At 30.4% G+C, this 19,766-nt stretch carries 22 protein-coding genes; 18 read left to right on the top strand and 4 right to left on the bottom strand.

Features of this window, described 5'->3' with window-relative positions; genetic code table 11:
- Nucleotides 1–6 precede the first annotated feature (6 nt).
- The 12 genes from U8307_RS00930 (at nucleotide 7) to U8307_RS00875 (ending at nucleotide 10,449) form a co-directional block, all read left to right on the top strand.
- On the top strand, nucleotides 7–1,242 hold the full coding sequence (locus U8307_RS00930; RefSeq protein WP_326909362.1) for a [Fe-Fe] hydrogenase large subunit C-terminal domain-containing protein: 1,236 nt from the start codon (nucleotides 7–9) through the stop codon (nucleotides 1,240–1,242).
- Between the two features lie 26 nt (nucleotides 1,243–1,268).
- Nucleotides 1,269–1,601 carry a DRTGG domain-containing protein gene (locus U8307_RS00925; protein WP_326909360.1) on the top strand — a complete coding sequence of 111 codons (333 nt, stop codon included), beginning with the start codon at nucleotides 1,269–1,271 and terminating at the stop codon, nucleotides 1,599–1,601.
- Complete coding sequence (locus U8307_RS00920; RefSeq protein ID WP_326909358.1) at nucleotides 1,598–2,290, top strand: PHP domain-containing protein; 693 nt, start codon at nucleotides 1,598–1,600, stop codon at nucleotides 2,288–2,290. The genes U8307_RS00925 and U8307_RS00920 overlap by 4 nt, the downstream gene beginning before the upstream one ends.
- Nucleotides 2,291–2,336: 46 nt before the next feature.
- Nucleotides 2,337–2,882 carry an ATP-binding protein gene (locus U8307_RS00915; protein WP_326909355.1) on the top strand — a complete coding sequence of 182 codons (546 nt, stop codon included), beginning with the start codon at nucleotides 2,337–2,339 and terminating at the stop codon, nucleotides 2,880–2,882.
- A 161-nt stretch (nucleotides 2,883–3,043) separates the two neighbouring features.
- Nucleotides 3,044–4,375: an electron transport complex subunit RsxC gene (gene rsxC / locus U8307_RS00910; protein WP_326909353.1), complete on the top strand. Its 1,332-nt coding sequence runs from the start codon at nucleotides 3,044–3,046 to the stop codon at nucleotides 4,373–4,375.
- A gap of 12 nt (nucleotides 4,376–4,387) precedes the next feature.
- Complete coding sequence (locus tag U8307_RS00905; RefSeq protein ID WP_326909351.1) at nucleotides 4,388–5,320, top strand: RnfABCDGE type electron transport complex subunit D; 933 nt, start codon at nucleotides 4,388–4,390, stop codon at nucleotides 5,318–5,320.
- Nucleotides 5,320–5,895, top strand: coding sequence for an FMN-binding protein (locus U8307_RS00900; RefSeq protein ID WP_326909349.1), 576 nt, complete (start codon nucleotides 5,320–5,322; stop codon nucleotides 5,893–5,895). Before U8307_RS00905 ends, U8307_RS00900 begins: the two co-directional genes overlap by 1 nt.
- A 9-nt stretch (nucleotides 5,896–5,904) precedes the next feature.
- A complete protein-coding gene (locus U8307_RS00895) occupies nucleotides 5,905–6,501 on the top strand; it encodes an electron transport complex subunit E (RefSeq protein ID WP_326909347.1) in 597 nt (198 codons plus the stop codon).
- 13 nt (nucleotides 6,502–6,514) lie between these two features.
- The gene (locus U8307_RS00890) at nucleotides 6,515–7,087 is read left to right on the top strand and encodes an electron transport complex protein RnfA (RefSeq protein WP_326909345.1); all 573 of its coding nucleotides are present in this window, start codon (nucleotides 6,515–6,517) and stop codon (nucleotides 7,085–7,087) included.
- Between the two features lie 15 nt (nucleotides 7,088–7,102).
- A complete protein-coding gene (locus U8307_RS00885; RefSeq protein ID WP_326909344.1) occupies nucleotides 7,103–8,074 on the top strand; it encodes a 4Fe-4S binding protein in 972 nt (323 codons plus the stop codon).
- Nucleotides 8,075–8,344: 270 nt separating this feature from the next.
- Complete coding sequence (locus U8307_RS00880; protein WP_326909342.1) at nucleotides 8,345–8,980, top strand: isochorismatase family cysteine hydrolase; 636 nt, start codon at nucleotides 8,345–8,347, stop codon at nucleotides 8,978–8,980.
- Nucleotides 8,981–8,991: 11 nt separating this feature from the next.
- Nucleotides 8,992–10,449, top strand: coding sequence for a nicotinate phosphoribosyltransferase (locus U8307_RS00875; protein ID WP_326909340.1), 1,458 nt, complete (start codon nucleotides 8,992–8,994; stop codon nucleotides 10,447–10,449).
- Between the two features lie 92 nt (nucleotides 10,450–10,541).
- Here the strand turns inward: U8307_RS00875 and U8307_RS00870 are convergent, their stop codons facing one another.
- The 4 genes from U8307_RS00870 to U8307_RS00855 all read right to left on the bottom strand — a co-directional run bounded on the left by U8307_RS00870 (nucleotide 10,542) and on the right by U8307_RS00855 (nucleotide 16,043).
- Nucleotides 10,542–12,233 (bottom strand): [FeFe] hydrogenase, group A, encoded by a 1,692-nt coding sequence (locus U8307_RS00870; protein ID WP_326909338.1) that lies wholly within the window; start codon nucleotides 12,231–12,233, stop codon nucleotides 10,542–10,544.
- A 4-nt stretch (nucleotides 12,234–12,237) separates the two neighbouring features.
- Nucleotides 12,238–14,115: an NADH-quinone oxidoreductase subunit NuoF gene (locus tag U8307_RS00865; RefSeq protein ID WP_326909336.1), complete on the bottom strand. Its 1,878-nt coding sequence runs from the start codon at nucleotides 14,113–14,115 to the stop codon at nucleotides 12,238–12,240.
- Nucleotides 14,112–14,594, bottom strand: a complete 483-nt coding sequence (locus tag U8307_RS00860; protein WP_326909334.1) for a complex I 24 kDa subunit family protein — start codon at nucleotides 14,592–14,594, stop codon at nucleotides 14,112–14,114. The genes U8307_RS00865 and U8307_RS00860 overlap by 4 nt, the downstream gene beginning before the upstream one ends.
- Before the next feature lie 258 nt (nucleotides 14,595–14,852).
- Nucleotides 14,853–16,043, bottom strand: coding sequence for a coenzyme F420-0:L-glutamate ligase (locus U8307_RS00855; RefSeq protein WP_326909332.1), 1,191 nt, complete (start codon nucleotides 16,041–16,043; stop codon nucleotides 14,853–14,855).
- A 144-nt stretch (nucleotides 16,044–16,187) separates the two neighbouring features.
- Between U8307_RS00855 and U8307_RS00850 the strand changes: the two genes are divergently transcribed.
- The 6 genes from U8307_RS00850 (at nucleotide 16,188) to U8307_RS00825 (ending at nucleotide 19,762) form a co-directional block, all read left to right on the top strand.
- A complete protein-coding gene (locus tag U8307_RS00850; RefSeq protein WP_326909329.1) occupies nucleotides 16,188–16,694 on the top strand; it encodes an FUSC family protein in 507 nt (168 codons plus the stop codon).
- Between the two features lie 88 nt (nucleotides 16,695–16,782).
- Nucleotides 16,783–17,052 (top strand): pro-sigmaK processing inhibitor BofA family protein, encoded by a 270-nt coding sequence (locus U8307_RS00845; RefSeq protein WP_326909327.1) that lies wholly within the window; start codon nucleotides 16,783–16,785, stop codon nucleotides 17,050–17,052.
- 110 nt (nucleotides 17,053–17,162) lie between these two features.
- Nucleotides 17,163–17,294: a hypothetical protein gene (locus U8307_RS00840; RefSeq protein WP_326909326.1), complete on the top strand. Its 132-nt coding sequence runs from the start codon at nucleotides 17,163–17,165 to the stop codon at nucleotides 17,292–17,294.
- An 85-nt stretch (nucleotides 17,295–17,379) separates the two neighbouring features.
- The gene (locus U8307_RS00835) at nucleotides 17,380–18,810 is read left to right on the top strand and encodes an aminotransferase class I/II-fold pyridoxal phosphate-dependent enzyme (RefSeq protein WP_326909325.1); all 1,431 of its coding nucleotides are present in this window, start codon (nucleotides 17,380–17,382) and stop codon (nucleotides 18,808–18,810) included.
- Nucleotides 18,807–19,433: a dTMP kinase gene (tmk, locus tag U8307_RS00830; protein ID WP_326909324.1), complete on the top strand. Its 627-nt coding sequence runs from the start codon at nucleotides 18,807–18,809 to the stop codon at nucleotides 19,431–19,433. The genes U8307_RS00835 and tmk overlap by 4 nt, the downstream gene beginning before the upstream one ends.
- Nucleotides 19,430–19,762 (top strand): cyclic-di-AMP receptor, encoded by a 333-nt coding sequence (locus U8307_RS00825; RefSeq protein ID WP_326909322.1) that lies wholly within the window; start codon nucleotides 19,430–19,432, stop codon nucleotides 19,760–19,762. The genes tmk and U8307_RS00825 overlap by 4 nt, the downstream gene beginning before the upstream one ends.
- Nucleotides 19,763–19,766: the final 4 nt, after the last annotated feature.

Here is a 19,766-nt window from a genome sequence, read left to right as displayed (position 1 = left end):
TGACAAATGAATTTTTCTATTATGTTTGATAAAGAAAAATGTAGGGGATGCACTAACTGTATGAAAAAGTGTCCTACACAGGCGATTAGAATAAAGAATGGTAAAGCTATAATTGATCATAAAAAATGTATACATTGTGGAGAATGTATAAGAGCGTGTTCATATGGAGCATATTCTCCTGAATGTATTGAGTGGAAAAATGAAACGAATGCTTATAAATGTAAAATTGCTATACCATCTACTACTATTTATGGTCAGTTTCCGAGAGGAACTGATATATGTGTAGTACAGAATGCAATTTTAAAACTTGGATTCGATTATGTATATGATGAAAGTTGGGCTGCAGAACTAGTTGCTAAGGCAATAAAGAAAAAAATAGATAATAACAAAGACATCAGACCATTTATAAACACTAATTGTCCAGCTACATTAAGGCTTATAAATATAAGATATCCATCTTTAACAGAAAATTTAATTGCATTGAAGACACCTATGGAAATTGCAGGTATTCTAGCAAGAAATAACGCTAGAAAGAAGTTTAACTTAGAAGATAAGGATATAGGCGTGTTTTATATTACTCCATGTCCAGCTAAATTGTTAGCAGTTACTGATCCTATAGGAAATCTTGGACCTTCTGTTGATTGGGTAATACCTCTTAATAAAATTTATGGGGAATTATATCAAAAAGTTGTAAAGGAAGACAATTTAATTTGCTCTTATCCATCTTTAAGTGGCTTAAAGTGGTCAGTGTGTGGCGGACAATCAAAATCTGCTAAATTGACAAACTTTATTGCTGTAAATGGAATGGAAAATGTAATACAGATATTAGAAGAAATAGAAAATGGCAAGTTGTCAGGAGTTGATTATGTTGAGGTATTGGCCTGTGTTCAAGGTTGTGTAGGTGGAACTTTTAATGTTATAAATCCATTTATAGCAAGCAGTAATAATAAGTATATATTAAATACATTAGATGGAGAACCAATTAATTCTGATTTAGAATGTTTTGAAAAGTTATACAATAAAGGGTTTTTTGAATTTGAATTTCCGGATACTGAAAGTGTAAATAAAATTAATATAAAAGAAGCATTAAAAAAGAATGAGGAAATTAAACAAATATTGGCAATACTCCCTGGCTTAGATTGTGGATCTTGTGGGTCGCCTACTTGTCTCTCTCATGCAGAAGACATTTACAATGGTCAATCGACTATATTTGAATGTGTTGTTTTAAGAGCTAATTCATGAAGTGATTAAATATATTGGAGGGGTATATGAAGAATTTGGATTTAGCTAGTAATTTAAAATTAGAACCATTATTAGTTACAAATAAAGAAATACAAATTGAAGGTGTTTATATTGGAGATTTATTAAGTATTGCTATGTCAAAGGCGAAAGAAAATTTCCTTTGGATTACAATACAAACTCATGTCAATATTGTAGCTATTGCAGAACTCTTAGATTTATCATGCATAATTATTGTTGAAGGTATGGAAATTGAAGATGAAACTTTAAATAAAGCAAAAGAATTAGATATACCGATATTCAAAACTAAGGATAGTGCATATCAAGTGGCTTGTAGATTGCACACCATGGGTATAAAATGAAATTTTATTATGATTTGCATATTCATTCTGATTTATCTCCATGTGGAAATAGTGATATGACGCCCAATAATATTATTAATATGTCCTATATAAAAGGTTTGAATATCATTTCTATTACTGATCATAATACAACTAAGAATTTATCAGCTATTGCATTTTTAGGAAAAAAAATGGGCATAAAGGTAATTCCTGGAATAGAAGTAACAACCAAAGAAGAAGTTCATATATTATGTTATTTTAAAGCTCTTGATGACGCCTTGGCATTTGGCAATGTAATATATGATTCGTTACCAAATATTAAAAATAATACTAAAATTTTTGGAGAACAAAATATTTACAATCATAATGAAGAAAAAATTGGAGAATTAGATAAACTTTTAATAAATGCAACAAGTTATTCTGTAGAAGATATTTATTATTTATCAAAGAGATATCACGGAATTACTGTTCCTGCACATGTATATAAAAAATCAAATGGTATATTAGGTGTATTAGGATTTATACCTATCGATTTAGAATTGAATTTTATTGAAGTTACTTCAAATGAAGAGATAAAGGATAAACAATTAAAAAAATATATAAAATTAGTAAATTCGGATGCACATCAGTTAGTAGATATATCTGAACCCGAAAATTTTATGAATTTAGATTCAATAGAGGATGTCTATAGATATTTAAAGATATATTAAAGTCGCATTATGCGACTTTTTATTTAATGCCTGCTAGGAGGTTAGTATGAAGGAATTGTCCATGCATATATTAGATATTGCTATGAATAGTGTAAAAGCCAATGCGTCATTAATTGAAATAGAAATAATGGACAGTATAAAGGATGATGTTTTAAAAATTATAATTAATGACAATGGTAATGGTATGAGTAAAGAAATTCTAAATCAAGTAACAAATCCTTTTTATACAACACGGAAAACCAGAAAAGTAGGTTTAGGGCTTCCTATGTTAAAAGAGGCTTGTGAAAGATGTAACGGAAATTTAACAATTGATTCTACAATTGGAAAGGGAACAAAGGTAGAATGCTGCTTTGAAAGAAGTAATATTGATAGAGCACCTTTGGGAAATATTGGTGATACAATTATGACAATTATTAATTCTTTAGTAGATTGTGAGTTAATATATAAACATAAGGTAGATATGTTAACATTTTCAGTAAGTACAACTGAAATTAAAGAAATATTAGAAAATGTTGATATAAACGAAAGCAGTGTATTACTTTGGATTAAAGAATATATTAATGAAAATATTAAGAATTTATATAATTATTAACATAATATTTGAAATTTTATAACAAAACCTTGCAAAAAAATTAAATAAATGATAAAAATTTTAAAATAGGTATTTAAAAATAAATGTAAATCTGATATAATCAATTTGTTTGATTTTTAGGATTGTTAATTATATTATAAACTTAAACAAGAGGTGATATTATGAGCGCAAAGGTGTTTACATTCAGGGGCGGAATACATCCCCCTCATCATAAAACGAAAACTGAGAATGTAGCAATTGAAAATGCTTTAGAACCTAATATAGTTGTGATTCCATTATCACAGCATATAGGAGCCCCCTGTGATTCTTTAGTTACAGTAGGAGAAAAAGTAAAAGTAGGACAAAAGATTGGAGAATCTAAAGCTTTTGTTTCATCACCAGTACATTCAAGTGTATCTGGAACTGTAAAGAAAATTGATGTGCATCAAATTACAACAGGTGCTAAAGTAAGTTGCATTACTATTGAGTCTGATGGTTTATTTGAAATTCACGAATCTGTAAGGCCAAAGGGAAAACTTGAAGACTTATCTAAGGAAGAAGTTTTGGCAATTATTAAAGAAGCTGGCTTAACAGGAATGGGTGGAGCAGGTTTTCCAACTCACGTAAAACTAAGTCCACCGAAAGATAAGCCAATTGATACTATAATAGTTAATGGAGCAGAATGTGAACCTTTCTTAACAGCTGACCACAGAATAATGCTAGAAAAACCAGATTTAGTATTGTTAGGGTTAAGAGCAATTATGAAGGCAGTAGGAGTGAATAAATCTTACGTTGCTATAGAAAAGAATAAACCTGATGCAATTGAGGTTATGAAGAAAATTGTGGCTGATTATGAAGGAATAGAGGTAGTATCTCTAGAAACAAAATATCCACAAGGTGATGAAAAAAGAATTATTAATGCTATAACTGGCAGAGAAGTACCTTCTGGCGGACTTCCAATGGATGTTGGCTGTATAGTAGACAATGTAGGGACTGTTGCAACTATAGGAAATGTTATTGCAACAGGAATGCCCGTTATTCAAAGAGTAACAACAGTTACAGGAAGTGCAATACAAAATCCTAAAAATTTATATATTAGAATTGGAACATTATTTAAAGATGTAATTGAACAATGTGGTGGTTATTCTGAGGAGCCTGGTAAATTAATTAACGGTGGACCTATGATGGGAATAGCTCAATATACTGATGAGGTACCAGTTATCAAAGGAACTTCAGGTATACTTGTACTTAATAAAAAGGATGCAGAAGTTCCAGAACCATCTAATTGTATTAGATGTGGAAAATGTGTAAGTATATGTCCCGTTAATTTACAGCCATATATGATCAGCAGACAAGCAATATTAAATAATTTTGAAGAAGCTGATAAGTTTCATGCAACTGATTGTATCGAATGTGGATCTTGTTCATTTATATGTCCAGCAAAGAGACCTTTGGTTGAAACGATACGTGTTGCAAAAAAAGAAATTTTAACTAAACGCAAAAAGGCTAAATAGGAGGAATAATAGATGGAAAATAAATTGATAGGTTCATCATCACCTCATATTAGAACAGATGAGACGACCCAGAAATTAATGCTAGATGTAGTTATTGCATTGCTACCGGCATTAGTGGCAAGTATTTTTTATTTTGGATTTAATTCATTGATTTTAGTTATCGCTTCTGTAGTTTCAGCAGTTGTAACTGAATATATTTGTCAAAGAATTATGAAAAAACCAATAACTGTAACTGATTTAAGTGCAGTTGTAACAGGAATATTATTGGCATTTAATATACCGCCAACAGCACCATGGTGGATTCCAGTATTAGGTTCTGCTTTTGCAATTGCAATTGCAAAACAAATTTTTGGTGGTATAGGTTTTAACTTCATAAACCCAGCATTAGCTGGTAGAGCTTTTTTAATGGCTTCATGGAATCCTCATTTAACTACTGGATGGATAGATCCAGTAACTGATGCAGTAAGTTCAGCTACTCCATTATCAATTATAAAAGGGAGTGCTACAGGTGAATTGCCATCATTGTTTGATATGCTTGTTGGAAATATACCAGGAGTTTTAGGAGAAACTTCAGCGTTGCTATTATTAGCAGGTGGAATTTATTTGATTTACAGAGGTGTAATTAAGTGGATAATCCCTGTATTTTATATAGGAACTGTTGCAATATTAGCTCTTTTTGTAGATGGCGGAAGTATGATGTTATATCATGTTTTAGGTGGAGGATTAATGCTTGGAGCATTTTTCATGGCTACAGATTATGTAACATGTCCTATAACTGATAGAGGTAAAGTTATTTATGCAATAGGTGCAGGAATTCTAACAATGATAATAAGGAAAATTGGCGGATATCCAGAAGGTGTATCATATTCAATACTACTTATGAATATTTTAACTCCTTTAATAGATAAGTATGTAACACCTAAGCTTTTTGGAGGTGCTAAATAATGAAAAATAACATAGTTAAATTAGGTGGCGTTTTGTGTTTGATTTCAGCTATAGCTGGTGGGGTATTGGCTTTTACAAATGATTTCACTAAAGATAAAATTGCTGAAGTTGAAGCAAAAGCTAGTATGGATCCTGCAATATTAGAAGCTGTAATGCCAGGTTCAGAAATCTTTGAACCGTATGAAGATACGGCATTAGTTGAATCAATTAAAACAGATAATACAAAATTTGTAGATTTAATGACAGCTGTTGATGGTTCAGGTAATCAATTAGGATATGCAATAAAAACTTTTAGTACTATTTCAGGATATGGTGGAGATATAGAATTATTTGTAGGCGTTTCTCCAGAGGGTAAAATTACTGGAATAGCTGTTACAACAATACAAGAAACACAAGGTCTTGGTAGTAAAGTAGCAGAACCTGAATTTAAAAATCAGTTTATAGATATGGATGCCAATGCTGAAATACCTGATGATGGTTATGATGCCATTACAGGAGCGACAAAATCCTCAGTATCTTTTACAAGTGCTGTAAATAATGCAATTAATATCTATAATCAATATTTGAATAAATAGGAGGTAAAAATGGATAAGATAAAAGTATTTAAAAATGGTCTTTTGAAAGAAAATCCTATTTTTGTTCAATTGCTTGGAATGTGTTCTGCACTTGCCATAACAACATCAGCTATTAATGGAATAGGAATGGGAGTTGCAGTTACCGTGGTGTTAGTAGGTTCAAATATAGTAATTTCTTTATTGAGAAAAGTTATACCTGATGAAGTACGTATACCTGCTTTTATTATAATAATAGCAACATTTGTTACAATTATTGATATGTTTATGCATGCTTATACTTATGACTTATATAAGGCTCTTGGTGTTTTTATACCACTTATAGTTGTTAATTGTACTATACTTGGTAGAGCTGAATCTTTTGCATCAAAAAATGGAGTTGCTGATTCTATATTTGATGGTTTGGGTATGGGTATAGGATTTGCTTTTGCTATAACTCTTCTAGCTGCGATTAGAGAGTTTTTAGGTAACGGAACTATTTTTGGTTTTCAGATAATGGGAGAATCATTTGAACCTATGATGATAATGGTACAGCCTCCAGGAGCTTTTATAGCACTTGGATTGTTAATAGGTCTCGTAAATTTTTTAACTAGAAAAAAGAAAGCGTAGGAGGTTAGGATAGATGGAATTAGTTAGTTTATTTATAGCATCGTTTTTAGTAAATAATATTATATTTTCACAGTTCTTGGGAGTTTGTCCATTCCTCGGCGTTTCAAAGAAAATAGAAACAGCAGCAGGCATGGGTATTGCAGTTATATTTGTTATAACTTTGTCAGCTGTTATAACATTTTTGGTACAAATTTTATTGGATTATTTTGAAATTGGATATTTACAAACAATAGCTTTTATATTGATAATAGCAGCATTAGTTCAATTTGTTGAAATGTTTTTGAAAAAATCAAGTCCTGGCTTATATCAAGCATTAGGAGTATATTTGCCGTTGATTACTACAAATTGTGCTGTTTTAGGAGTAGTAATTTTAAATATAACAAAAGAATACGACTTTATTGAAGCAATAGTAAATTCTGTTGCTACATCAGGTGGATTTTTACTTGCAATAGTTTTATTTGCAGGAGTAAGAGAAAAAATTGATTCAGCTGATGTACCAGAAGCATTAAAGGGTTCACCTATAGCATTAGTAGCTGCAGGCTTAATGTCTATTGCATTCCTTGGGTTTTCAGGATTACAAATATAAGGGAGGTGCAGATAAATGGTTATAGTAAAAGCAGTAGGAATGTTAGGTGGATTAGGAGTGTTAGCTGGTGCCTTATTAGCAGTAGCTTCAAAGATATTCCATGTAGAAGTAGATCAAAAGATTATTGATGTAAGAAATGCCCTTCCAGGCGCTAACTGTGGTGCATGTGGATTTCCAGGATGTGATGGAATGGCAAATGCAATAGCAAAAGGAGAAGCGCCAGTTAATGGTTGTCCAGTTGCTAATGATGAAGCTTATGATAAAATAGGTGCAATAATGGGTGTAACAGCAACAGCTGGGGAAAAGAAAGTAGCTCATGTATTATGTCAAGGTTGTGATACTGTAGCAACTAAGAAATATGAATATCAAGGAGTTACAGACTGTAAAGCTGCTGCAGCTGTAGCAGGTGGAAACAAATCTTGTGATAAAGGTTGTTTAGGTTTTGGAAATTGTGTTGATGTATGTGATTTTGATGCTATTACTATTGAAGATGGTATAGCTGTAATAGATAAAGAGAAATGTACTTCATGTGGAAAATGTATTGAAGAATGTCCTAAAGCTGTAATAGAATTAGTTCCTTATTCTCAAGATGTTATTGTAGGATGTAATAATAGAGATTTTGGAAAAGATGTAAAGGTAGTATGTAAAGTTGGATGTATAGGATGCAAAATTTGTGAAAAGAATTGTCCTTTTGATGCTATTCATGTTGAAAACAATATAGCAAAAATAGATTACGACAAATGTACTGAATGTATGGTATGTGTAGAGAAATGCCCTACAAAAGCAATAGAGGGAGATTTATCTACTAGAAAGAAAGCTAATATAATAGATGAAAAATGCATTGGATGTACAATTTGTGCTAAAAATTGTCCGGTTGATGCTATTGAAGGAGAAGTTAAAAAAACTCACAAAGTAGACAAGGATAAATGCATAGGTTGTGGAGTATGTGCAACAAAATGCCCAAAAGATGCAATTGAATTAAAATAATCTAAATTTAAGGTTTTATAAGCTACTATTAGCTTATAAGCTTAAAGACAAACTTATAAACATATGAAAATCTTTTAAGTTATTATATTTATGTTTTGTCAATAGTCGAGAAGCTATTAATAGCTTCTTCTTTTTTTATTAAACCAATCAATTTTCTTATGAGTATTAGTTGAGTAGTAATCTAGTAATTATTTTTGACAAAATATTAAATAGACATTATAATGTATTTGTTAAATTGCATTATAACTAAAATAAATAAAGGAAATTATTATGGATGCTTTAAAGGTAATTGAAAATGAAATAAAAGGAAAATCTGTTGAACTTACTTCTTTAAAAAAAGAGAAAACTGCGCTTATTACTATTGATATGGTAAATGGTTTTGTTTATACAGGACCATTATCGTCACCAAGAGTTGCTAGTATTGTTGATAATATAGTATCTTTGAATGAAAGAACTAAAGGTTATAAAAAAGTATTTTTTATAGATAGTCACGATGAAGAATGTGCTGAATTTAATAGTTTTCCGTTACACTGTCTTAGAAACACAGAGGAAGCTAATTTAATTCAAGAGCTTATACCCTTTACAAAAGGGCAAGAGTCTATATGTATTGAGAAGAATAGTACTAATGGGTTTAATAACGACAATTTTCAAGAATGGTTGAATAAATATATAGATATTATAGACAATTATATAATTATGGGTTGTGTTACAGATATATGTGTACTTCAATTTACTTTAAGTTTAAAGGCTTATTTTAATGATAGAAATATAAATAAAAGGATTTTAGTACCGATAAATGCAGTGGAGACATATGATGGTGGATCGCATGACGGATACTTAATGAATTTATTTGCTTTATACAATATGCATACTAGTGGCATTGAGATAGTTGATAAAATTAACTGAGGAGAAGTTTAATGGAATATAATAATTTTGGAGAAAGAAATTTATCTATGCTTATGGACTTTTACGAAGTAACAATGGCAAATGGATATTTTTCAAATGGACAAAAGGATTCTATTGTTTATTTTGATTTGTTTTTCAGAAAGAATCCCGATGGAGCAGGATTTTCGATAGTTGCAGGATTAGAACAAGTAATTCAGTATATAAAAAATTTGAATTTTAAAGAAGAGGATATTGCATATCTTAGAAGCAAAAATTTATTTAAAGAAGATTTTTTACAATATCTTAAAAATTTTAAATTTTCCGGTGATATTTTTGCTATACCTGAAGGAACTCCAGTTTTTCCTAGTGAGCCATTAATAACTGTAAGGGCAAAGGCAATAGAAGCACAACTAATAGAAACAATGTTATTATTGACTATCAATCATCAAAGTCTTATAGCAACTAAAGCTAGCAGGATTGTTAGAGCAGCAAAAGGAAGACCGATAATGGAGTTTGGTGCTAGAAGAAGTCAAGGGTATGATGGTGCTATTTATGGCGCTAGAGCTGCTTATATTGGAGGTGTTGTTGGAACAGCAACAACATTGGCAGATGAAGTATTTGGAGTTCCTGCTTTAGGAACAATGGCTCATTCATGGGTACAAATGTTTGATAATGAATATGATTCGTTTAAATTGTATGCTGAAAACTATCCAGATAATTGTACATTACTTATAGATACATACAATGTAATAGAAAGTGGAATCCCTAATGCTATAAGAATTTCTAAAGAAGTTTTGGAACCGATGGGTAAAAGGTTACAGGGAGTAAGATTAGATAGTGGTGATATTGCATATTTAAGTAAAAAATGCAGGAAGATGTTAGATGAAGCAGGACTTCACGATTGTAGCATAGTTGCATCAAACAGTTTAGATGAATATATTATAACTGATTTATTAAGTCAGGGAGCTAAAATAGATTCATTTGGTGTAGGAGAAAGACTTATAACAGCAAAATCAGAACCCGTTTTTGGATGTGTTTATAAACTTGCGGCTATTGAAAAAGATGGTAAAATCATGCCGAAAATTAAACTTTCAGAGAACGAGGAGAAAATAACAAATCCAGGGTATAAGAAGGTTTGGAGATTGTATGATAAGAAAACAAACAGTCCAATAGCAGATGTCATAACATTAGCTAACGAAATTATAAATGATACTAAACCATATATAATATTTGATGAAGTTCATGTATGGAAAAAGAAAAAAGTAACTAATTTTTATGCTAAAAATCTTCAAGTACCAGTATTTTTAAATGGTGAATGTGTGTATGAAAGTCCTAAACTTAATGATATAAGGTCTTATTGCAAAGCAAAAGTTGATAATGTTTGGAATGAAGTAAAAAGATTTACAAATCCACATAACTATTTTGTTGATTTGTCTAAAGAATTATGGGATTGCAAACAAAATATGATTAATCAATATAGTTTTAAATAATCTATACGGAACGCATTGCGTTCCGTATAATTGTCATTTGTAGTGACGCATTGTATGCGTCCCGGGGTATGCATACCCTACATTTGTCATTGCTATTTATGAACATGTAAGATATGGTTTTTGTCTTTTAATATATCTTCATAAATTGTCCTTATTATATAATTATCATCTGAACTTTTAATTTGGTTAGTTTTATCTATATTATATAAACCCTGCGCTCTTAGTGCTCTAGTTTCTTTTGTTATAATCTTAGGTACAGGTTGTCCACCTCCAGCGATACAACCACCTTTACAAGCCATAACTTCTACTAAATCATAATGTTTTTCACCATTTTCAATTAGTTTAACAAGCGTATCAGCATTTTTTAAACCATGAACAACGGCTATTCTAATACTTTTGTCATCTACCTCTATTGTAGCTTCTTTAACGGCATCTAAACCTCTAACGCTGTTATATATTATTTCACAATCATCTTTACCAAATTTATTTTTTAGCATTCTTCGTAGAACAGCTTCCGTAACACCACCAGTTGTACCAAAGATTATTCCTGCTCCAGAGGCTAATCCAAAAGGCATGTCTAATGCTTCTTCTTCGGTATTATCAAAGTTTATTCCTATTTCTTTAATCATTATAGCTAGTTCCTGAGTAGTTAATACAACATCAACTTCCCTTATATTATTATGACTAAATTCTGGTCGTGCTGCTTCTGCTTTTTTTGCAGTACATGGCATAATTGAAATTATAAATGTTTCTTTTCCATCTATTTTATCTTGTTTATTATATGCTTCTCTTGCAACAGTTCCAAACATCTGTTGAGGAGACTTACATGTAGAAATATTTTTAACTAAGTTAGGGTATTTGTTTTCAGCGAATTTAACCCATGCAGGACAGCATGAAGTAAAAAGAGGTAAATTTTCATTTTTAGCAAATCTATCTAAGAATTCGTTACTTTCTTCTATTACTGTTAAATCTGCGCAAAGTGCTGTATCAAATACTTCATCAACTCCAAGTTTTTTCAAAATTGCAACTATTTTACCTAAAGTAACTTCACCAGGGTCCATTCCAAATTCTTCTCCTAATGAAACACGTACAGCTGGGGCAATCTGTGCAATAACTCTTGTGTTTTTGTCATAAATGGCATCCCATACTTTTTGAGTTTCATTTTTAATTGTTATGGCTGCGGTAGGACATACAATTCTACATTGACCACAATTAACACAATTAGTTTCATTAAGATTTTTATTGAATGCGGGTTTTATTTTTACTTCAGTACCTCTATGAGAGAAGCCTAAAGCTCCAACTCCTTGTATTTCTTCGCATACCATTACGCAATCTCCACATTTAATACATTTGTTAGGATTTCTAATTATACTTGGGCTGGAATAGTCAATTTCGTTTTCTTCATTTAACTGATTGAATCTAATTTTATTTATTCCGTATCTTTTAGCAAGTTTTTGTAATTGACACTTTCCTGTTCGTTCGCATACAGTACAATCCCTATCATGGTTTGCTAATAATAGTTCTAATATCATTTTTCTGTATTTTCTGATTCTTGGAGAATTAGTATATATTTCCATACCATCTTTTGGTTTTTCTGAACATGTTGCAATAATATTTCCACTAGATGTTTCTACAGAACACATTCTACAAGCTCCATAAATGCTTAGTTCAGAATGATAGCAAAATGTAGGTAAGTCAATACCTGAATCTCTAATTACACTTAAAATATTTTTTTGATTTTCGAAATCCACTTTTTTTCCGTCTATAATCATAATACCGCTCATTATTTTATACCTCCTTGATTGCCTTAAAAGGACAAACTTCAATACAAGCACCACATTTAATACATTTATTTTTATCTATAACATAAGGATTTTTAATTGTTCCTGATATTGCTTCGACGGGACAGCTTTTAGCACATTTACTGCATCCTTTACACATATTAGGATCTATAGTTATAGTTGATAATCCCTTGCAAATTTTAGCGGGGCATATTTTGTCTTTAACGTGAGCAAGGTACTCATCGTAAAAATATTCTAAAGTACTTAATACTGGATTGGCAGCAGTTTTTCCGAGTCCACATAAAGCAGTATTTTTGACAGTGTCTGCAATTTCTTTAAGTAGTTGTAAATCTTCTAAAGAACCATTTCCAGAAGTTATTTTTTCTAGAATTTCAAGCATTCTTTTGGTACCTTCTCTACATGGGATACATTTACCACAGCTTTCCCTTTGTGTAAAACTCATAAAGAATCTTGCAACTTCAACCATACACGTATCTTCATCCATAACTACCATTCCTCCTGAACCAATCATTGCCCCAACAGATTTGAGGGAGTCGAAGCTAAGAGGTAAATCTAAATGGTTTTTATCAAATGTTAAGCAACCACCTGAAGGTCCTCCAATTTGCACAGCTTTAAATTTTTTATTATTTGGAATTCCACCGCCTATATCAAATATTACTTCTCTTAATGTTGTTCCCATAGGAACTTCAATTAAACCAGTATTAACTACATTACCAGTTAGTGCAAAGACTTTAGTTCCAGAATTGTTTGAAGTACCATATTTTTTGTATTCATCTGAACCGTTTAATATAATGATAGGTACATTTGCAAAAGTTTCAACATTGTTTAAAACTGTTGGACATTCAAATAACCCTTTCTCAACTGTTCTTGGAGGTTTAACACGGGGCATTCCTCTTTCGCCCTCTATAGAGGCAGTAAGAGCACTACCTTCTCCACATACAAAAGCTCCTGCTCCTTGGATTATATGTATATTAAAATTAAATCCTGAATCTAAAATATTATTACCTAAAAGTCCAAGTTCCAAAGCTTGATTAATGGCTATTTTTAATCTATTAACTGCCATTGGATACTCAGCTCTTACATATATATAACCATTGTTAGCCCCAGTTGCATAACCACTTATAATCATACCTTCAATAACCTTATGGGGATCACCTTCCATGATACTTCTATCCATGAAAGCGCCGGGGTCACCTTCGTCGCCATTACATACTACATACTTTACAGGGTTATCTTGAGACAAAACCTGACTCCATTTTTTTCCCGTAAAATAACCACCGCCACCTCGGCCTCTTAAACCTGAATCTGTTATTATGGTGCATATCTCTTTAGATTTCATAGTATTTAAAGCTATGGCAGTAGCTTTATATCCACCTCTGCTAATATATTCTTGAATATTTTCAGCATCAATATGACCACAGTTATGAAGAATTAATCTTGTTTGTCTTTTATAGAAAGGAATTTCTTCTTGAGTTTTATATAACTTTTCATTGTTAAAATACATTAATCTTTCAATTGGCTTACCTTCAATTAAAGTTTTACTTACAATTTCTTCACAATCTTCTAATTTGACATGTAAATATAAATAGTTATATGGTTCTATACGTATAAGAGGACCCGCTTCACAAAACCCATGACAACCACTTTTTTTTACACCAATACCTTCATCTTCCTTAGTCAAATCTATTTCAACTAAAAGCCCTCTCTTTTTAATAAGACTTTTGATTTTCTCATAAATAGCTAAAGAACCTCCAGCAAGGCATCCTGTTCCAGCACAAATTAGAACTTTTTTAGTTTGCTTGTCTAAAGATTCTTTATATTTATTTGCTGTAGATACTAAATCGTTATAATTGCTAATTATCATCTGAATTCCTCCTTCTTAATGTTATTAAGAAGCTCTATAACAGCTTCAGGTGTCATTTTTGGATATACATAATCATTGACTGTTATAACTGGAGCTAGTCCACAAGCACCTAAGCATGAGACTGTTTCCACAGTAAATATCATATCATCAGTTGTGTTTTTTTCATCATTTAAACCTAATTCTTTATAAATAGCATTAAGAATTGGAATAGACTTTCTTACATGACATGCAGTTCCATCACATACTTTTATAATATTTTTGCCCTTTTGATTTAAAGAAAAATTTTCATAAAAGGTAGCTATACCATAGATTTTTGCATGACTAATATCAAGGGTATCAGCAATATAAATCAAAACTTCTTCGGGCAGATAATGATATTCTTTTTGTACGTCCTGTATAATACTAATAAGCTTTTTCTTATCACTATTATGACGGGTAATGATTTCGTTTACCTTTTCCTTAAAAACCTCATTGAACATAAAAATACCTTTCCTTTCATTACAAAATAGGGTGGGACTTGTTAATTTTATAACAATTCAAATATAAAATCAAGAAGAATTTTAATATATTAAAAAAATGTTATTAAATTAAACAAAATGGCATATTTGTTAAAAGAAATATGCCATTTTTAATATATACTTATTTAATTAAATGTTTTAAATAAAAAAGCACATTTAAGTGTTTTTAACTCAAAAAAATCTCTTGCTATGTTCAGGATGAAATAAATGCGTATTTTATTAATTAGAATAATTGTCAAAATATCCTTGTATATAAACTATAGGAGTTCCTTTATCTCCACTTCCAGAAGTTAAATCAGAAAGGGAACCAATTAGGTCTGTGAGTCTTCTAGGTGTAGTACCCTGAGATTCCATACTTCCTTTTAAGTTGTCAGATTTATTTTCAATGTATTTTGATATTGCAATTTTAAGATCTTCACCTTTTAAATTACCAAATTGATTATCAGCAAGATACTTTAATTTTAGTTCATTAGGGGTACCTGCAAGTCCCTTTGTATATCCAGGAGAAACAACTGGATCTGCTAATTCCCATATTTTACCTACTGGATCCTTAAAGGCACCATCACCATATACCATTACTTCTATAGTTTTTCCTGTTTTTTCTTTAAGCATATGTTGAATTTTCAAAACTAATGATTCGCAGTCTCTTGGAAATAATTTTACAGTATCCTCTTTAGCTTTATTAGAACCAAGAAGTCCATAATTTTCATTAAAACCGCTTCCGTTAACCGACGTAGTCAAAATATCATCTAGCCCGTATACTATTTTAGCTCCACCTTCTCTTAATAACCTCTTAGTTCTGTTTCTAGTATGAATATCACAGGTTAAAACAGAATCAGTGTATTTTAGTATACTTGTAGGATTATTTGAAAAAATTACTTCAACTTCTGCACCGCTTTCCTTAATAAGATTAGAGTAATATTCTATATAGTCAACTCCAGTAAATAAGTGACTTGTATTTTTAAAATGCTCTCTGAACTGCTTTTCATTTAAGGTATCTTTCCATGGGTTAATACCTGCCTTATCAAGCATATCTAAATCCACTATAGAATTACCCACTTCATCTGAAGGATAACTAAACATTAATACTATTTTTTTTGCAGCTTTAGCAATACCTTTTAAACATATAGCAAATCTATTTCTACTTAATATTGGGAAAACTAATCCAATTGTATTATATTTATATTTTTGCTTTACATCATATTGAATATCATCAATATGCGCATAGTTACCTTGTGCTCTTGCAACTACAGCTTCTGTTATTGCCACTATATCATTATCCATTAATTCAAAATTACCATATTCTGAAGCCTTTAATACTGTATCAACAGTAATTTGTGCTATGTCATCACCTTTGATGATAATAGGAGCTCTTAATCCCCTTGCGACAGTTCCTAACATTCTTTCCATATAACTCTCCTTAAAAATTACTTTATTATTATAACGTAATATATTATAATACAATAAATACTATAAGTAAAATATAATATTAAATTTTTATAATATAACATTAAGAGAAAAATTAAAAGTAACGATTTTTTATGGGGTGAAAAGATGAATATTCCTAAAATTGGGATGAGAAATATTAAAACTACGATAGCAGTATTTTTTTGTTTATTGCTATTTGAAATAATAAATAGAGAAAATTCATTTTATGCTTGTATTGCTGCAGTTATTTGCATGCAAAATACAGTTGATAATTCAATGCAGAAAAGTATTTCTAGAATAATAGGAACAGCCATTGGCGGTTTTGTTGCAATTATTGTTCTGATATTTTTAGAAACATATATTATCGAGGATGCTTACTTTTTATTTATTCCAATAGGAATTATAGTTTTGATAGAAATTTGTGTCGCAATTAATAAAAAGGATGCTGTTTCAATATGTTGTGTTGTATATTTAAGTATATTAATAACTAAAAGACAAGAAGGCGGTTATTTAATTTATACAATTGACAGAATAATTGATACTTCAATTGGTATTTTTATTGCACTTATTGTAAATAAATATATAAAAAAGCCTAAAAGATTTCAGAAGGATAATGATGAAGAAGAAGAATAATTTATTTAATTTTAAAGATATAGCCTAGTAGACATAAACTTAAGGACAACTTCATAATATTAATAAAAACTATATAGGAGGTTGTCTAGTGGTAGGAGCTGATATAGGAATTATTCTTGCATATACTGCCGGAATAATGTTAATATTCATGTTGTCGTGGATTTTTGTAAAACCTTTAAAATTCATAGGAAAAATAGTATTGAACTCAATACTAGGAGGATTACTTATAATAATATTTAATTTTTTTGGGCAATTTACAGGTGTGTATATTGGTGTAAATGAAATTACTGCATTGACGGTTGGACTATTAGGGGTGCCAGGTTTCATTGCCATATTAATTATTAAACTAATAATTTAGATTCTAAGACAAAATCAACTGTTTTATATTTAGTATTTATGAATTTCTATTGGACATAGAGGTTATGCTGTTATATAATATATTTAATTATTATTGCAGAAGGTGATAAATTGTTATTAGAATATATTGTACTATTTTCAATAGTAATTATGGTTATTTCAATAATGATAATATTGACTGTTGAAACTGTTCATACTACTAAGAGTATAATTAAAAAAAGGCAAAGAAATGTTTCAAAATAGTGTATTTCATTTTATTTAAGAATTTATGAAAAGAAATTTATGGATGAAAAAGTATTAAAAACTTAATTATTAACAGGAGTTGTAAATGGAAAAAAAAAATATAATTTCGGGTATTAAACAATATAGAAGTGAAGTAGAGACAAATTTTCATATGCCCGGTCATAAAGGAAAATATGGTATTTTAGGAGACTTAGGAAATGATCTTAATTTTTATGATATTACAGAAACCCTAGGAACAGATAATTTACATTATCCTAACGGCTTCTTAAAAGATGCTATGAATTTTATTGCAAGAAGTTACGGGGTAAAGAAATCCTACATGGTAGTAAATGGAACATCCTGTGGAATTATTTCATCCATAATGGCTTGTACAAGTCCTGGAGATAAAATACTTGTACAAAGAGATTGTCATAAATCTGTTTACAATGCTTGTATATTAGGGGATTTAAAGCTAGATTATCTATATCCGGAATTCAATAAAAAATATGGATTAAATTTTAGTATTAGCTTAGAAAAATTAGAGCAGATGCTGATTGATGAGCCTGAAATTAAAATGGTTGTATTGACGTATCCCACTTTTTATGGTATTTGTTTTGATGTTAAGAAGGCTGCGGAAATTGTCCACAAGTATGGAAAAATATTGATGATAGATGAAGCTCATGGATCACATCTTCATTTTTGTCAAGATTTGCTTCCACCTTCAGCAGAAAGTTCAGGAGCGGACATTGTTACACAAAGCACGCATAAGACATTACCTTGTTTAACCCAAGGTTCAATTTTGCATATTTGTTCAGACAGAGTAGAACTGAGCAATATCGAGGCGATGTTAAGAATGCTACAAACAACATCTCCTTCATATGTACTTATGTCTTCGATAGAAAATTCAATTCATTGGATGAATGAATATGGAAAAGATAGATTGTTAAGAAATATAGATGTATTTAAAAGAAAAACTTCAGAATTGAGGAACATGGGTATAAATGTATTAGAAGATGATTTTCTTATAAATGAAGGATGTTATGATTTTGATGCAACAAGAGCTGTTATAAGCATGAGTGAACTAGGTATAACTGGTACTGAACTACAGGAAATTTTAAGAGAAAAATATAAAATTCAAATGGAAATGGCAGATTTAATGTATACTGTAGGATATATTACTGCAACTGATGAACCAGAAGATATTGAAAGATTATTTGATGCAGTAAAGGAAATATATTTTGAAGAAAGTAAAAGTAAAGATAAAAAAGAAATTATACAAATAGAAGCATTTCCTGTATTGAAACATGCTGTGAAAATGAGAAAAGCTTTTTATGCAAAAAATGAATTAATAGATATAAATAAATCTATAGGAAGAACTGCTGCAGAATCAATTATTCCATATCCACCAGGAATCCCATTAGTTTGTCCTGGAGAAATAATTGTTCAAGATACTATAGATTATGTAAAAACAATGCTTGAAAATGGTATAAATGTAAATGGTGTAGATAAAAATAATAAATTGAGAGTGGTTATATGAAAGGTTTATTTATTGTATTAGAAGGACCAGATGGTTCAGGAAAAAGTACAATGGCAAAAAAAATTGGAGAATACTTTAAGGAACAAGGAAGAGAAATTGAATTTACTCGAGAACCTGGAGGAACTAATATAAGCGAAAAAATCAGGGAACTTATACTTGATAATAACAATATAGAAATGAATTACAGAACTGAAGCATTATTGTATGCTGCAGCTAGAGCTCAGCTTGTATCACAGAAAATAATACCATGGCTTGAAGCTGGCAAGATAGTAATAAGTGAAAGATATGTATATTCAAGTCTTGTATATCAAGGATTAGGGAGAGGATTAGGCATTGATGAGATAAATAAAATAAATAATTTCGGAACAACTGGACTAAAGCCTGATTTAGTTTTGTTATTTGATATTAATCCAGAAAGAGCATTAAAAAGAAAACTCAGTATTGATGGTGGAGATAGAATGGAAAAGGAGAATATTTCTTTTCACAAGGAAGTATATGCTGGATATAAAACATTAACAAAATCTTATCCTGAAATAAAAACTATCAATGCTGAAAGAACAATTGACGAAATTTTCAATGATATTAAAAAAATTATAAATTTAAAAAAGGAGGAAACTATATGAAGTTAATTACTGCAATTGTACAAAATGATGACGCAAATAAATTAATTACAGCTTTAAGAGAAAATGGGTTCTCTTCAACGAAGATGTCATCAACCGGTGGTTTCCTAAGCTCAGGAAATACAACTATTTTATCAGTAGTTGAAGATGATAAAGTAGATAATGGAATTGAAATTATAAGAAAAATATGCAAAACTAAAAAAAAGATAACAGCTGCTATTCCACCAAGTTCTTTTAGTACTGTTGGTGGATATTTGCCACAAACTATAGAAGTAACAGTAGGAGGTGCTGTAGTGTTTGTAACTACTGTTGATAGGTTTGAAAAAATTTAAGGAG

Source organism: Sedimentibacter sp. MB31-C6, from assembly GCF_035934735.1.
In the GTDB taxonomy this organism is placed as follows: domain Bacteria; phylum Bacillota; class Clostridia; order Tissierellales; family Sedimentibacteraceae; genus Sedimentibacter.
The sequence above is the reverse complement of the archived record's forward strand: the minus strand, read 5'-3'. Positions and strand labels throughout refer to the sequence as shown.

Bases quoted from the DNA above. Each gene is read 5' to 3' on its own strand.
- U8307_RS00930 (WP_326909362.1), top strand. From the start codon at position 7: ATGAATTTTTCTATTATGTTTGATAAAGAAAAATGTAGGGGATGCACT.
- U8307_RS00925 (WP_326909360.1), top strand. From the start codon at position 1,269: ATGAAGAATTTGGATTTAGCTAGTAATTTAAAATTAGAACCATTATTA.
- U8307_RS00920 (WP_326909358.1), top strand. From the start codon at position 1,598: ATGAAATTTTATTATGATTTGCATATTCATTCTGATTTATCTCCATGT.
- U8307_RS00915 (WP_326909355.1), top strand. From the start codon at position 2,337: ATGAAGGAATTGTCCATGCATATATTAGATATTGCTATGAATAGTGTA.
- rsxC (WP_326909353.1), top strand. From the start codon at position 3,044: ATGAGCGCAAAGGTGTTTACATTCAGGGGCGGAATACATCCCCCTCAT.
- U8307_RS00905 (WP_326909351.1), top strand. From the start codon at position 4,388: ATGGAAAATAAATTGATAGGTTCATCATCACCTCATATTAGAACAGAT.
- U8307_RS00900 (WP_326909349.1), top strand. From the start codon at position 5,320: ATGAAAAATAACATAGTTAAATTAGGTGGCGTTTTGTGTTTGATTTCA.
- U8307_RS00895 (WP_326909347.1), top strand. From the start codon at position 5,905: ATGGATAAGATAAAAGTATTTAAAAATGGTCTTTTGAAAGAAAATCCT.
- U8307_RS00890 (WP_326909345.1), top strand. From the start codon at position 6,515: ATGGAATTAGTTAGTTTATTTATAGCATCGTTTTTAGTAAATAATATT.
- U8307_RS00885 (WP_326909344.1), top strand. From the start codon at position 7,103: ATGGTTATAGTAAAAGCAGTAGGAATGTTAGGTGGATTAGGAGTGTTA.
- U8307_RS00880 (WP_326909342.1), top strand. From the start codon at position 8,345: ATGGATGCTTTAAAGGTAATTGAAAATGAAATAAAAGGAAAATCTGTT.
- U8307_RS00875 (WP_326909340.1), top strand. From the start codon at position 8,992: ATGGAATATAATAATTTTGGAGAAAGAAATTTATCTATGCTTATGGAC.
- U8307_RS00870 (WP_326909338.1), bottom strand. From the start codon at position 12,233: ATGAGCGGTATTATGATTATAGACGGAAAAAAAGTGGATTTCGAAAAT.
- U8307_RS00865 (WP_326909336.1), bottom strand. From the start codon at position 14,115: ATGATAATTAGCAATTATAACGATTTAGTATCTACAGCAAATAAATAT.
- U8307_RS00860 (WP_326909334.1), bottom strand. From the start codon at position 14,594: ATGTTCAATGAGGTTTTTAAGGAAAAGGTAAACGAAATCATTACCCGT.
- U8307_RS00855 (WP_326909332.1), bottom strand. From the start codon at position 16,043: ATGGAAAGAATGTTAGGAACTGTCGCAAGGGGATTAAGAGCTCCTATT.
- U8307_RS00850 (WP_326909329.1), top strand. From the start codon at position 16,188: ATGAATATTCCTAAAATTGGGATGAGAAATATTAAAACTACGATAGCA.
- U8307_RS00835 (WP_326909325.1), top strand. From the start codon at position 17,380: ATGGAAAAAAAAAATATAATTTCGGGTATTAAACAATATAGAAGTGAA.
- tmk (WP_326909324.1), top strand. From the start codon at position 18,807: ATGAAAGGTTTATTTATTGTATTAGAAGGACCAGATGGTTCAGGAAAA.
- U8307_RS00825 (WP_326909322.1), top strand. From the start codon at position 19,430: ATGAAGTTAATTACTGCAATTGTACAAAATGATGACGCAAATAAATTA.